Annotated in this window: 13 protein-coding genes; 8 read left to right on the plus strand and 5 right to left on the minus strand. The window is 67.6% G+C overall.

Features of this window, described 5'->3' with window-relative positions:
* The first annotated feature begins 43 nt into the window (after positions 1 to 43).
* A complete protein-coding gene (locus tag GD429_RS00955) occupies positions 44 to 1411 on the plus strand; it encodes an amino acid permease (protein WP_152855286.1) in 1368 nt (455 codons plus the stop codon).
* Positions 1412 to 1558: 147 nt separating this feature from the next.
* Here GD429_RS00955 and GD429_RS00960 read toward each other — a convergent pair whose 3' ends face one another.
* Positions 1559 to 1720, minus strand: a complete 162-nt coding sequence (locus GD429_RS00960) for a hypothetical protein (RefSeq protein WP_152855287.1) — start codon at positions 1718 to 1720, stop codon at positions 1559 to 1561.
* 230 nt (positions 1721 to 1950) lie between these two features.
* Here GD429_RS00960 and GD429_RS00965 point away from each other — a divergent pair, with 230 nt between their 5' ends.
* The 3 genes from GD429_RS00965 to GD429_RS00975 are packed head-to-tail and all read left to right on the plus strand — an operon-like array spanning position 1951 to position 5450.
* Positions 1951 to 2994, plus strand: a complete 1044-nt coding sequence (locus tag GD429_RS00965; protein WP_152855288.1) for a Fe(3+) ABC transporter substrate-binding protein — start codon at positions 1951 to 1953, stop codon at positions 2992 to 2994.
* Positions 2984 to 4672: an ABC transporter permease gene (locus GD429_RS00970; protein ID WP_152855289.1), complete on the plus strand. Its 1689-nt coding sequence runs from the start codon at positions 2984 to 2986 to the stop codon at positions 4670 to 4672. Before GD429_RS00965 ends, GD429_RS00970 begins: the two co-directional genes overlap by 11 nt.
* A 4-nt stretch (positions 4673 to 4676) precedes the next feature.
* Complete coding sequence (locus GD429_RS00975; RefSeq protein ID WP_321574319.1) at positions 4677 to 5450, plus strand: ABC transporter ATP-binding protein; 774 nt, start codon at positions 4677 to 4679, stop codon at positions 5448 to 5450.
* A 58-nt stretch (positions 5451 to 5508) separates the two neighbouring features.
* Here the strand turns inward: GD429_RS00975 and GD429_RS00980 are convergent, their stop codons facing one another.
* The 4 genes from GD429_RS00980 to GD429_RS00995 all read right to left on the minus strand — a co-directional run bounded on the left by GD429_RS00980 (position 5509) and on the right by GD429_RS00995 (position 7998).
* Complete coding sequence (locus GD429_RS00980) at positions 5509 to 5979, minus strand: Lrp/AsnC family transcriptional regulator (protein WP_152855290.1); 471 nt, start codon at positions 5977 to 5979, stop codon at positions 5509 to 5511.
* A gap of 269 nt (positions 5980 to 6248) precedes the next feature.
* Entirely contained in the window at positions 6249 to 6890 is a 642-nt protein-coding gene (locus tag GD429_RS00985; RefSeq protein ID WP_152855291.1) for an NAD(P)-dependent oxidoreductase, read from the minus strand.
* Positions 6891 to 7022: 132 nt separating this feature from the next.
* Entirely contained in the window at positions 7023 to 7478 is a 456-nt protein-coding gene (locus GD429_RS00990; RefSeq protein ID WP_152855292.1) for an Rrf2 family transcriptional regulator, read from the minus strand.
* Positions 7479 to 7569: 91 nt separating this feature from the next.
* Entirely contained in the window at positions 7570 to 7998 is a 429-nt protein-coding gene (locus GD429_RS00995) for a hypothetical protein (protein WP_152855293.1), read from the minus strand.
* A gap of 193 nt (positions 7999 to 8191) precedes the next feature.
* On the opposite strand from GD429_RS00995, the gene GD429_RS01000 reads away from it, so the two are divergent.
* The 4 genes from GD429_RS01000 (at position 8192) to GD429_RS01015 (ending at position 13569) form a co-directional block, all read left to right on the plus strand.
* Positions 8192 to 8527 carry a hypothetical protein gene (locus GD429_RS01000; protein ID WP_152855294.1) on the plus strand — a complete coding sequence of 112 codons (336 nt, stop codon included), beginning with the start codon at positions 8192 to 8194 and terminating at the stop codon, positions 8525 to 8527.
* Between the two features lie 263 nt (positions 8528 to 8790).
* Positions 8791 to 9984, plus strand: coding sequence for an ammonium transporter (locus tag GD429_RS01005; RefSeq protein WP_152855295.1), 1194 nt, complete (start codon positions 8791 to 8793; stop codon positions 9982 to 9984).
* Between the two features lie 172 nt (positions 9985 to 10156).
* Positions 10157 to 12118 (plus strand): PhoX family protein, encoded by a 1962-nt coding sequence (locus GD429_RS01010; RefSeq protein ID WP_152855296.1) that lies wholly within the window; start codon positions 10157 to 10159, stop codon positions 12116 to 12118.
* Positions 12119 to 12744: 626 nt separating this feature from the next.
* The gene (locus GD429_RS01015) at positions 12745 to 13569 is read left to right on the plus strand and encodes an IclR family transcriptional regulator (RefSeq protein ID WP_174421309.1); all 825 of its coding nucleotides are present in this window, start codon (positions 12745 to 12747) and stop codon (positions 13567 to 13569) included.
* The last annotated feature ends 106 nt before the right edge of the window (positions 13570 to 13675 follow it).

Consider the following 13675-nt stretch of genomic DNA (forward strand, 5'->3'; position numbering starts at 1 on the left):
GACCCGCTCGCCCGGTCCGTCGCATAACGATATCGGAGACTCGATGAAAAACTTGCAGCGCCACCTGAGCGCGCGGCACATCCGCTTTCTCGCGCTGGGCTCGGCGATCGGCACGGGCCTGTTCTACGGTTCGGCGTCCGCGATCCAGCTCGCGGGCCCGGCCGTGATCCTGGCTTACATCCTCGGCGGTGCGGCCGTCTACATGGTGATGCGCGCGCTCGGCGAGATGGCCGTGCGCGAACCCGTCGCCGGCTCGTTCGGCCACTACGCGACCGAGAACCTCGGCCCGTTCGCGGGATTCGTCACGGGCTGGACCTACACGCTCGAAATGGTGATCGTCGCGATCGCCGACATCACCGCGTTCGGCATCTACATGGGCTTCTGGTTTCCGGATGTCCCGCAATGGATCTGGGTGCTCGGGGTCGTCGCGATCATTTGCGGGCTGAACCTGTGCCATGTGAAGGTGTTCGGCGAGCTCGAGTTCTGGCTGTCGATCATCAAGGTCGGCGCGATCGTCGCGATGATCGGCGGCGGCGTCGCGATCCTGCTGACCGGCATGCACTTCGGCCATTCGGCCGACGTGCCGACGTTCGCGAACCTGTGGAACCACGGCGGCTTCTTGCCGAACGGTATCGGCGGGCTGATCGCGTCGCTGTCGGTCGTGATCTTCGCGTACGGCGGGATCGAGGTGATCGGGATGAGCGCCGGCGAGGCGAAGGATCCGGAACGCGTGATTCCGCGCGCGATCAACGCGGTGCCCGCGCGCATCCTGCTGTTCTACGTGCTGACGATGGTCGTGCTGATGTCGATCAGCCCGTGGACGGGCGTCGGCAACGGCGGCAGCCCGTTCGTGCAGATCTTCTCGGCGCTCGGCGTGAAGTCGGCCGCGACGATCCTCAACCTGGTCGTGATCAGCGCGGCGATCTCGGCGATCAACAGCGATATCTTCGGCGCGGGCCGGATGATGTTCGGGATGGCGCGGCAGGGCCAGGCGCCGCGCGTGCTGATGACGACGTCGCGGCACGGCGTGCCGTGGGTCACGGTGCTCGTGATGGCCGGCGCGCTGCTGATCGGCGTGCTGCTCAACTTCCTGATGCCGAAGGACGTGTTCCTGATGGTCGCGGCGATCGCGACGTTCGCAACGGTGTGGGTGTGGCTGATGATCCTGCTGTCGCAGGTCGCGATGCGCCGCCGCCTGTCGAACGCCGAAATCGCGGCGCTGAAGTTCAAGGTGCCGCTGTGGCCGGTGGCGCCGGCGCTGACGATCGCGTTCATGGGTTTCGTGATCGTGATGCTCGGCTGGTTCGAGGATACGCGCGTCGCGCTGTATGTCGGCGCGGCGTGGCTCGCGCTGCTCGCGGCCCTGTTCTACGTACGAATCCGCCCGAAGTTCGCACCTGCGTCACGTTGACGCACGGCTGACCCATCTACGCGGCGCGCCGGTTTCGGCGCCCGCTTCTTTCCCGGCTCCGCGCGGCGCCTGTCGCGCCGGAAGCCACGGGCTTCCCTCGTTCGCACGCACTCCGTAAGCGGCCCGGCCGGGCCGCTTACCGGCACGTCAGTGCGATGCCGTGCTCGCGGCCTCGGCCGGATGGGCCTCGTCGTACGCGCGCTTCTGCGAAATCGCGTTGTACAGGATCGTCCCGATCACGAGCAGCACGGCCACGACGATCAGGATGCTCACGTTGCGGACAGGGTTCTTCTTGCGCTGATCGTTCATGGTCGGGGCGATTCCGTCAAATTCGTCGAAGCGCGCATTCTACGCGCTTGCGCCACCGCCGCGACGCCTCGTTTCCGATCCGCCTCCCCGCTCGCCGCAAGCTTTCATTTGATAATCATTCCCATTTCGATCTAGAATCCGGAGTCTTTCATTTCGTAATGTTCCGGATCGCTCGGGCGGCAGGCGCGCCCCGGAACCCTCCCTCGTCCACCTGCCCCACCGGAGTCTTCATGTCGAATCCGCGCACCCGCCTGCTGCCGCTTGCCGGCGCCCTCGCCCTTGCCGCGGCCGCATTCGCGCCGCTGGCCCATGCGGCCGAGGAAGTGAGCCTGTACACCACCCGCGAGCCGAAGCTGATCCAGCCGCTCATCGACGCGTTCACGAAACAGAGCGGCGTCAAGGTCAACACGGTGTTCGTGAAGGACGGACTGCTCGAGCGCGTCAAGGCCGAAGGCGCGCAGTCGCCGGCCGACGTGCTGATGACGGTCGACGTCGGCAACCTGCTCGATCTCGTCGACGGCGGGCTCACGCAGCCGGTGCGCTCGAAGGCGCTCGACGACGCGATTCCCGTGAACCTGCGCGGCGCGAACGGCGACTGGTACGCACTGTCGCTGCGCGACCGCGTGCTGTACGTCGAAAAGGACCTGAAGGTCGACGCGTTCCGCTATGAAGATCTCGCCGATCCGAAATGGAAGGGCAAGGTCTGCATCCGCTCGGGCCAGCATCCGTACAACACGGCGCTCGTCGCCGCGATGATCGCGCACGACGGCGAAGCCGCAACCGAGAAGTGGCTGCGCGGCGTGAAGGCGAACCTCGCGCGCAAGGCGACGGGCGGCGACCGCGATGTCGCCCGCGACATCCTCGGCGGCATCTGCGACGTCGGCCTCGCGAACGCGTACTACGTCGGTCACATGAAGAATGCCGAGCCGGGCACCGACGCGCGCAAGTGGGGCGACGCGATCAAGGTCGTGCGGCCGACGTTTGCGAACGCGAAGAGCGGCGGCACGCACGTGAACATCAGCGGCGCGACGGTCGCGAAGCACGCGCCGCACAAGGCCAACGCGGTGAAGCTGCTCGAATACCTCGTTTCACCCGAAGCGCAGGCGCTGTATGCGCAGGCGAACTACGAATACCCGGTGCGCGCGAACGTGAAGCTCGACCCGGTGATCGCGAGCTTCGGCACGCTGAAGGTCGATCCGCTGCCGCTGGCTGACATCGCGAAGCATCGCAAGCAGGCGAGCCAGCTCGTCGACAAGGTCGGCTTTGACAACTGACGCATCGTCCGCCGGCGCGCGCCGTCAGCCGTACCGGCCGCGCCTGCGGCCGCGCGCGGGCAGCCTGTGGCTGCTCGCGGCGCTGGCGATCGCCGCGGCGGTCGCGGCGCCGCTCGCGGTGCTCGTGGCCGCCGCGTTCGACGCCGACCTCGCGCATTGGCGCCATCTCGCCGAATTCGTGCTGCCGCAGGCGCTCGTCAACACGCTGCTGCTGCTCGCGGGCGTCGGCGCGATCGTGTCGATCGTCGGCACGGGCTGCGCATGGCTCGTCACCGCATACGACTTTCCCGGCCGCCGGATGCTGACGTGGGCGCTGCTGCTGCCGCTCGCGGTCCCCACCTACATCGTCGCGTTCGCGTATCTCGACCTGCTGCACCCGATCGGCCCCGTCCAGGGCGCGATCCGCGGGCTGCTCGGCTTCGACGGCCCGCGCCAGTTCCGCCTGCCCGACCTGCGTTCGCTGCCCGGCGCGATCTTCGTGCTCGGCTTCGTGCTGTATCCGTATGTGTACCTGAGCACGCGCGCGATGTTCGTCACGCAGTCCGCGAGCCTGCTCGAAGCCGCGCGCACGCTCGGCGCGGGACGCGTCGCGACGTTCTGGCGCGTCGTCGTGCCGCTCGCGCGGCCGGCGATCGCGGTCGGCGTGAGCCTCGCGCTGCTGGAAACGCTGAACGACATCGGCGCGTCGGAATTCCTCGGCGTGCAGACGCTGACCGTGTCCGTCTACACGACGTGGATCACGCGTTCGGATCTCGCCGGCGCCGCGCAGATCGCGCTCGCGATGCTCGCGATCGTCGTCGGCATGATCGTGCTCGAACGCTACGGACGCCGCCGCCAGCGCTACGCGCATGGCCGGCGCATGCGGCCGATCGCGCCGCGCCGCCTCACGGGCGCGGCCGCGTTGGGCGCCGCCGCGCTCGGCTGGCTGCCCGTGCTGCTGGGCTTCGGTGCACCGGCCGCATATCTCGCGGTCGAGACCGGCAAGCGGCTGCATCTCGTCGGCGGCGTGTCCGCGCAGTTGATGACGGGGCTCGCGAACACGCTGACGATCGCCACCGCCGCGACCGCCGCGACGCTCGCGTGCGGGCTCGTCGTCGCGTGGGCCGCGCGCGCGCAACGCGACAGCGCCCGCGCGGGCCCTGCCCGCGTGTGTGCGCGGATCGCGAGCCTCGGCTACGCGGTGCCGGGCACCGTGCTCGCGATCGGCCTGCTGATCCCGTTCGCGGCTGCCGACCGGCTGTTCGGCGCGGCGCTCGGCCGCGACGGACTGCTGCTGATGGGTTCCGCGGCCGCGCTCGTGATTGCGTACACCGTGCGCTTTCTCGCAATTCCGGCCGGCAGCATCGAGGCCGGCCTCGCGCGCATTCCGCCGTCGCTCGAACAGGCATCGCGCTCGCTCGGCGAGACGGCCGGCGGCACGCTGCGCCGCGTGCACCTGCCGCTGCTGCGGCCCGCGCTGACGACGAGCGCGCTGCTGGTGTTCGTCGACGCGATGAAGGAACTGCCGGCCACGCTGCTGCTGCGCCCATTGAACTTCGACACGCTCGCGACCTGGCTGTATGCGGAAGCCGCGCGCGGCACCTATGAAGAAGGCGCGGTCGCCGCGCTCGCGATCGTGCTGGCCGGGCTCGTGCCCGTGATCCTGCTCGCCCGCACCCGCCACAAGATCGGAGCCTGAACCCGTGAACCTGCTCGAACTCGACGACCTCCGCCTCGCCTACGACACGCCGCACGGCCGCCGCACGGTGGTCGACGGGCTGAGCCTCGCGCTGCCGCGCGGCGACATCGGCTGCCTGCTCGGCGCGTCGGGCTGCGGAAAAACCACCGTGCTGCGCGCGATCGCCGGCTTCGAACCCGTGCGCATGGGGCGCATCGTGCTGGACGGCACGCCCGTCGCGGCGCCGTCGCTCGACGTGCCGCCCGAGCGGCGGCGCATCGGCATGATGTTCCAGGACTATGCGCTGTTCCCGCACCTGAGCGCGGCCGACAACGTCGCGTTCGGCCTGCGGCGCATGCCGAAGGCCGAACGCCGTGCGCGCGTCGCGGAGATGCTCGAACTCGTCGGCCTCGCCGAATCCGGCGGCGCCTATCCGCACGAACTGTCGGGCGGCCAGCAGCAGCGCATCGCGCTCGCTCGCGCGCTCGCGCCGTCACCGGAGCTGCTGCTGCTCGACGAGCCGTTCTCGAATCTCGACGTCGATACGCGCGAGCGGCTCGCGTTCGAGCTGCGCGACATCCTGAAGCGTACGGGCCACACCGCGATCCTGGTCACGCACAACCAGGCCGAAGCGTTCGCGATCGCCGACCGGATCGGCGTGATGAAGGACGGCCGGCTCGCGCAATGGGACACGCCGTACGCGCTGCATCACCATCCGGCCAGTCCGTTCGTCGCGGATTTCGTGCGCCGCGACGCGCTGGCCGACGAACGTGCGCGCGCGCTGGCGCGCGGCCGCTGAACCCGCGCCGGCCGCGCGATCCGCAGCGGTACCGCGTCTGTCGCGCGTCTGTACCGCATCAAGCCGGCTCGGGATGATCGCGCACGGGCAGCGCGGTCGAATACTTGATCTGCTCCATCGCGAACGACGAGCTGACGTCGAACAGCGGCACCGCGCGAATCAGCTGCTTGTAGACGCGGTCGTAATCGTCGATGCCGGCGACGACGACGCGCAGCAGGTAATCGGTCTCGCCGCTCATCCGGTAGACCTCGACCACTTCCGGCATGTCGCGCACGGCCTGCGTGAAACGCTGCGCCCATTCCTCGGTGTGCTGGTTCGTGCGAATCGCGACGAACACGGTCGTGCCGACCCCGAGCTTGCGCGGATCGCACAGCGCGACCTGCGCGCGAATCGCGCCGGTTTCCTTCAGCCGCTGCACGCGCTTCCAGCATGGCGTCTGCGACAGGTTCACGCGCTGCGCCAGTTCCGCGATCGGCAGCGTGGCATCCGCCTGCAACAGCTCCAGCAGCTTGCGATCGATGGCGTCCATTTCTCCAGTCCCTCGTAGATAGAAATTTATTCTATGCATCCTGCACAACGGGGAACAATATGGAAACCACCTGTCCGCGTCGACCGGTATAAATACCAATCCGGTACGCGTGAATCCGCCGCGCGCACGATCGCGCCGGCACGCCTTCCTCCACGCGAAAAAGGCGATTCCACCCGTCAGGTTGGAATCGCCTCATGTACCGCCCGTTGCGGCTCGCGCGCCGCGCCCGGGCCAGGCCGGCGCTTACGCGACACCGGCCACTGCGCCGCTCAATACGCGACCGTCGCGATCTCGCGCACGAAGCCGCCTTGCTCCAGCGCGTCGACGAACGCGACCGCGTAGTCTTCCGCCGAGATCTTGCTGTTGCCCTGCGCGTCCGCGATCAGCTTGCCGACGCCGGAGCGGAACGTGCCCGTCCGCTCGCCCGGTGCGATCAGCGCGGCCGGCGCGAAGAACGTCCAGTCGAGATCGCCGACCGTCTTCAGGTAGTCGAACGCATCGCGGTGCGCGAGCGCGACCGCCTTGTACGCTTCCGGGAAACCTTCGCTGTCGACGAGCTGCTTGCCAGGCGCGACTTCGAGCGAACCGGCGCCGCCCACCACCACGAGCCGCTTCAGGCCCGCCTGACGCGTGCCGGCGACCAGCGCCTTCGCGACCGCGACGACCTTCGCCGCATCGTCCTGCTTCGGGCCGTACGCGCTCGCGACGACGTCATGACCCGGCAGCGCGGCCGCAATGCTGGCCGCGTCGAACAAGTCGGCCGCTTTCGCGGTGATGCCGTCGCCGGCCGAGCCGGGATTGCGCGACAGCGCGGTCACGCGATGGCCGCGCCGTGCGGCTTCCGCTGCGATGCGCGAGCCGATCATGCCGGTGGCGCCGAACAGCGCGATATTCAAGGTACGTTGCGTCATATCGATTCTCCACAAAGAAAAATATGTAACATCATTGATTACATATAAGACCGAAAAAAACGGGGCGAATCCCCCGTTGCGCCGATCGTCGCGCCTGCGCGCCGCCCGGCCTCCTGCCCTGCCTGCCGCCGCTCACCGGCCGGCGCGCCCTGCGTGTTGCTTGCGCCGCTCCGAATCCAGCACGTCGGCCGTTACGTCGGCCAGCGTGCGCATAGCGAGCGATGCCTCCATCGCGCGCTGTGCGTCGCCGATGTAGTCGATCAGCACGCCCTGAATGTGCCGTCCGACGAGACACGCGGGATTCGGCGCCTCGCGATGCAGCGCGAACAGTCGTGCATCGTCGACCGCGCGATACACGTCGAGCAGTGTGATCTCGCCGGGCTCGCGGGCGAGCAGCGCACCGCCGCCCGCGCCGAGCTGCGACGTGGTCAGCCCCGCGGCCGCCAGCATCGACAGCAACCGGCGGATCAGCGCCGGATTCGTGTTCACGCTGCCCGCGATGATGTCGGACGACAGCGGCGCGCCTTCCTGCATCGACAGCAAGGCGAGCACGTGGACGGCAAACGCGAACCGGCTGCTGGTATTCATTCCTCACTCACTCGGCGACGCCGGCCCGGACTGCAGCCGGCGACAATGTGTAACCATAATAATTACATTTAGAGAATCGCGCAAGCCCGCGTCATTCCCCGCTCGCGGGCTTGGCGCCCGACGCGCTCTGCTGGCTCCACTGCTGGAGTTTCTTGCCGGCTTCCGCGATCTTCGCTCCGGCTTCGGAAGCCGCATGCGCGACGACCGCGGACGCCGCCGCGTCGATCTGCGCCTGCGCGGCGGACGCGATGCCGCTCGCGGACAACGGCGGCACGGCCGACGCCGCGGACGCGATGCCGGCCTTCGCGGCGTTGATCTGCTGGTTGACGGTGCTCGCGACCTGGTCGAGCGCCTTGGCCGCGTTGTTCGCGGCATCGGCGGCCGCGCTCGCGGCCGTATCGGGTTGGACGACCGGCGTGCCGGATTTCTCGCAGCCCGCGAGCAACAGCAGCGCACCGGCGGCCACGGCCGCCAGCGCGAACCCGGGCACGCGACGCGCCCGCGATGTCTTCATGTTCATCAGCAATCTCCGGCCGTGCGTCGCACGGCCTCGTGGTTGGACCGACGTCGATGATACCGCCTGTGGAACCGGCCAAATGACGACCCGCGATTGAAAATGCCTTTCAATTTCGGATTTGTCTGATTCAATCGCCGGCGCTACGCCACTAAAGTAGGCACGCCTCAACCCGCTTCGTACGCGTCCCTTTTTTCTCATGGCTTTCCTCATCGACTGGTTCATCGCGCTGGCCGCACTGCTCGCCACCATCCTGTTTCTGTGTCTGCGCCCGCCGTCGGCACGCCGCCTGGCCGCAGCCGGACGCCCGCGCCGCGTCGCGTCCGCGCGCCTGCTCACGCAGGCCGCAATCGGCTTCTGGACGGCCGCGCTGATCGTCGCGCAAGGCATCCTCGGCCCCGACGGCGACGGCCAGTCGCTCGCGGGCTTCGCGGCGCTCGCGTTCGCCGCGCTCGGGCTGACGACCGTCGCCGCATACTGGTCGGCGTGCGCGCTGCGGCTGCGTCGGCCGCGCGAACTGTTCGCGCGCCACTGACGCGCCAGATCGGTGCGTAACGGCGCACGCCGACGCACCACGCCGTCCCTGCCAGCACGTCAAACGCACCAGTTCCGCACGCACCGCACCACATGTGTGCACACGGTGCGGCCGCAGCCCGCACCGCGCGTGCGCCGATACCGGGCACGATTCACCGGAATGCCGCACCGCATGGTGCCAGAGCACCAATTCCACGCGGCCGTTCACCAAGTTGGCTCGATACTTGCATTCCTTGCCCGTTTTTTGCGCAAGGAAGCCACGGCATGGATGGTCTGAAATCCGGCGTCGACACACTGTTCCTGTTGATCGGCGCCGTCATGGTGCTCGCGATGCACGCGGGCTTCGCATTTCTCGAACTCGGCACGGTCCGCAAGAAGAACCAGGTCAACGCGCTCGTGAAGATCCTGGTCGACTTCTCGGTGTCGACGCTCGCGTACTTCCTCATCGGCTACACGATCGCGTACGGCGTCGAGTTCTTCGACGACATCGGCACGCTGTCCCAGCACAACGGTTACGCGCTCGTGCGCTTCTTCTTCCTGCTGACCTTCGCTGCGGCCATTCCCGCGATCGTGTCCGGCGGCATCGCCGAGCGCGCGAAGTTCAACCCGCAGCTCGTCGCGACGCTGATCATCGTCGGTTTCATCTATCCGTTCTTCGAAGGCATCGCGTGGAACGAGCGCTACGGCGTGCAGGCCTGGCTCACGCACGCGTTCGGTGCGCCGTTCCACGACTTCGCCGGCTCGGTCGTCGTGCACGCGTTCGGCGGCTGGGTCGCACTGCCGGCCGTGCTGCTGCTCGGCGCGCGCCACGGTCGTTATGCGAAGGACGGCCGGATCGCCGCGCACCCGCCGTCGAACATCCCGTTCCTCGCGCTCGGTGCATGGGTGCTCGCGGTCGGCTGGTTCGGCTTCAACGTGATGAGCGCGCAGACGCTCGACAAGATCAGCGGCCTCGTCGCCGTGAACTCGCTGATGGCGATGGTCGGCGGCACGCTCGCCGCGTGGATGGCCGGCCGCAACGACCCGGGCTTCACGTACAACGGGCCGCTCGCCGGCCTCGTCGCGGTGTGCGCGGGCTCCGACGTGATGCATCCGATCGGCGCGCTCGTCACGGGCGCGGCCGCCGGCGCGCTGTTCGTCGCGATGTTCACCTGCGTGCAGAACAAGTGGCGTATCGACGACGTGCTCGGCGTGTGGCCGCTGCACGGCATGTGCGGCGCGCTCGGCGGCATCGCGGCCGGCGTGTTCGGCCTGCCCGCGCTCGGCGGTCTCGGCGGCGTGTCGTTCCTGTCGCAGCTCGCCGGCACGCTCGGCGGCATCGCGATCGCAACCGCCGGCGGCACGCTCGTCTACGGTGCGCTGAAGGCGACCGTCGGGCTGCGCCTCGACCGCGAAGCCGAATTCGACGGTGCCGACCTGTCGATCCATCGCATCTCGGCGACGCCCGAGCGCGATTGATTCGCGAGCCGCCGACAAACATCCGACGCATCATTACGTTTTCAATTCAAAAAACTTTCATCTAGCGTCCTTACACTTCCGTCCAGTTTTCAATTCACCTTCGCGGAGCTTGCCGATCGCCTGCTTGCGCTTCGCGACGGCCATTCCTCCAACAACTGAAACTGGACTCCACATGCCCGCGTTGCCCAATGCCGCCCGTCGTCAGGCCCTGAAGATCCTTGCCGGCGCGCCGATGCTTCCCCTTTCCGGCCTCGCGCTGCCGGCCCTGCTGACGGGTTGCGGCGGCGACGATCCGGCGTCGACGCCGGCCCCGGTCGCCGCCGCCTATACGTCGGCGACGTTCTCGGCGATGGCCGCACCCACGCTCGACAACGCGGCCGCGATGGCCACGACGACGGTCGGCTCGACGCTGTCGGTGTCGTTCTCGGACGGCTCGTCGCGCAACTTCAAGCTCGCATACCGGCCGTTCTTCGTGACGGGCGACATGGTGCCGGACGGCAAGGGCGGCACGACGCTCGCGGGCGGCTACTACGACATCGACAACCAGCCGATCATCGATCGCTCGGTAGCCGGCAAGGAGCGCCAGTTCTATTCCGACTGCCCGGACGGCAGTTCGCTGCTCACGCTGAAGAACGCGAACGTGCCCGGCGTGAAGGGCAACACGGTGTTCGCGGTCGTGCAGTTCGAATACACGACGCGCGACCAGGCCAGCGCATCGCAGTACGGCCAGTTGCCGTCGCCGATCGCGGTGCTCACGCTCGACCAGGATCCGGCCACCGGCGCGCTGAAGGTCGTCAAGTACCACAACGTCGACACGTCGAAGGCGCACGGCCTGTGGATCACCTGCGGCGCGAGCCTGTCGCCGTGGGGCACGCACCTGTCGAGCGAGGAGTACGAGCCGGACGCGACCAAGGCCGCGACCGACGCGCAGTTCAAGGCGTTCAGCAGGAACACGTTCGGCGACGAGACGAAGGCGAACCCCTACCACTACGGCCACCTGCCCGAGATCACCGTGAACGCGGACGGCACGGGCACCGTGAAGAAGCACTACTGCCTCGGCCGCATCTCGCACGAGCTGATCCAGGTGATGCCGGACCAGCGCACGGTGATGATGGGCGACGACGCGACCAACGGCGGCCTGTTCATGTTCGTCGCCGACAAGGCGGCCGACCTGTCGGCAGGCACGCTGTACGTCGCGAAGTGGACGCAGACGTCGTCCACCGGCGCGGGCACGGCGACGCTCACGTGGATCAAGGTCGGCCACGCGACGAGCAGCGAGATCGAAGCGCTCGCGAACACGCTGAAGGCGTCGGACATCATGGACCTGACGACCACCGACCCGAACGATGCGAGCTACACGAAGATCCACTTCGGCGGCAAGTTCAACTGGATGCGCGTGAAGCCGGGGATGGAAAAGGCGGCCGCATTCCTCGAGACGCACCGCTACGCGGCACTGCTCGGCGGCAGCATGGCCTTCACGAAGCTCGAAGGCACGACGGTGAACGCGAAGGACAAGATCGTCTACACGGCGATGTCGCGGATCGAAACGTCGATGGTCAAGGGCAACGCGGTGTCGCGCGACGTCGCGGTCGACAAGAAGATCGCCGCGGGCGCCGTCTACGCGCTGAACCTGAAGGGCAGCCAGCGCGACACGACGGGCGGCGCGATCGACAGCGAATGGGTGCCGGTCGACATGGGCGCGCCGGCCGCGCTCGTCGGCGAGGATCTCGCCGCGGCCGACGCGCTCGGCAACCTCGCGAACCCGGACAGGATCGCGAACCCGGACAACCTGAAGTTCTCCGAGAAGCTGCGCACGCTCTTCATCGGCGAAGACTCGGGCATGCACGTGAACAACTTCCTGTGGGCCTACAACGTCGACACGAAAGCGCTCGTGCGCGTGCTGTCGTGCCCGGCCGGCGCCGAATCGACGGGCCTGCACGCGGTCGACGAGATCAACGGCTGGACCTACATCATGAGCAACTTCCAGCACGCGGGCGACTGGGAATCGCCGCTGCACGACAAGGTCAAGCCGACGCTCGACCCGCTCGTGCGCGCGAACTTCAAGGACCGCTTCGGCGCCAGCGTCGGTTACCTGACGGCCGAGCAGACCAGCATCAAGCTCGCGAAGGCCTGACCGCTTCGTGCGAGGGGGGCCTTGCGCGCCTGGCCGGGCGCGCAAGGCCGGCCGTCCCTAACCGGGCGTCCCTAACCGGGCGTCCCTTTCTTCATCACCGTTCATTCGTCGGCGCTCCACGCCGGTTTGTGCGCGATGCCCAGTGCGGGCATCGCGCTTTTTTTTGCGCGCGCGAACCGAACCTGCCGCGAATGCATCGCGCGCAAGCATGCGCCGTCGGACGGGCGTTTTCTGCGATCGGGGGATAATACGGGCCTGACGCGTCCGGGCGGACGGGCAAAAAAAAGCGCCACGGAGACCGTGGCGCTAAAAAAGTTCTAGCCATTCCGAGGGCCGTGCTAGAACCTGAGAGACTGCGCGAAACACCGTTGCCGGTTAAACTCCTGAAACGATGTTTCGAAAACGTGAGACATTCTTTCCGTTTCCGCCCGACAAGTCAAGCGGTATTTGCACCGGCTCATGCACTTTGCAGCAATGCTCATTTGAGCGTTTTCCTAATAAACCAAGGGTGAACCCGCAAAATCTCATCCAATGACCGGTTCGCCCGCGGAACATGCATCTTTTGACAATCATCCTACAATACCAACAAAATTGAAATCGAGTTTCGGAAATAGAGAGAACCCCTCGTGTCGACAACTGTAACCCCTCCCGCGTCCCGGGACCGCGAATCGTCGCCCGACGAGATCACCGCGCTCGCGCGCGGCCTTGCCGTGCTGCGCCGCATCGCGGCTGCCGACGCGCCCGTCAGCAACCGCGAGCTGACCGAACTGACCGGCATCCCGAAGCCGACCGTGTCGCGCATCACCGCGACGCTCGTCAGCGCCGGTTTCCTGTTCCAGTTGCCCGACAGCGAGCGCTTCGTGCTCACCGCGTCGGTGCTCGAGCTGAGCCACGGCTTCCTGCGCAACTTCGACATCCGCGCGCGCTCGCGGCCGTTCATGATCGAGCTGGCCGAGCGCACGTCGCTGTCCGTGCACCTCGCGGTGCGCGACCGGCTCGACATGGTGGCGATCGACGTGATCCGGCCACGCTCGGCCGTGCTCGTCACGCGCCTCGAAATCGGCTCGCGGATGGACATCGCCCGCACGGCCGTCGGCCGCGCGTATCTCGCGGCGCTCGAGGACGACGAGCGGCGCCAACTGCTCGATTCGCTGCGCACGACGGCAGGCGACGACTGGCCGCATGTGTCCGCCAGGCTCAATCCCGCGCTCGACGATGCGATGCGCGAAGGCCACGCGATCGCGATCGGCGAATGGCGCGAGGGCCTGAATGCGGTCGCGGCCGGTTTCGTCGGCCCGTCGGGCCAGCGCTATTCGGTGAATTGCGGCGGCGCGTCGCACCAGTGTCCGCCCGAATGGCTGCAGGAACATGTCGTACCCGCACTGCACGAATGCATCGCGAAAATCACCCGCGAGATCGGCGGCGCGCCGGCCCGGCGCATCAGCGTGTAATCGTTCCGTCATCGTCCTGACGCGTTCTGTAACGACCGTAACCCGTTGAAAGATAGACTGCTGGACTGTAACGGGGACGGCACGTAGGATCATGCCCATCGTCGCG

This window comes from Burkholderia sp. BE17 (genome assembly GCF_009362305.1).
Classification (GTDB): Bacteria; Pseudomonadota; Gammaproteobacteria; order Burkholderiales; family Burkholderiaceae; genus Burkholderia; species Burkholderia pyrrocinia_C.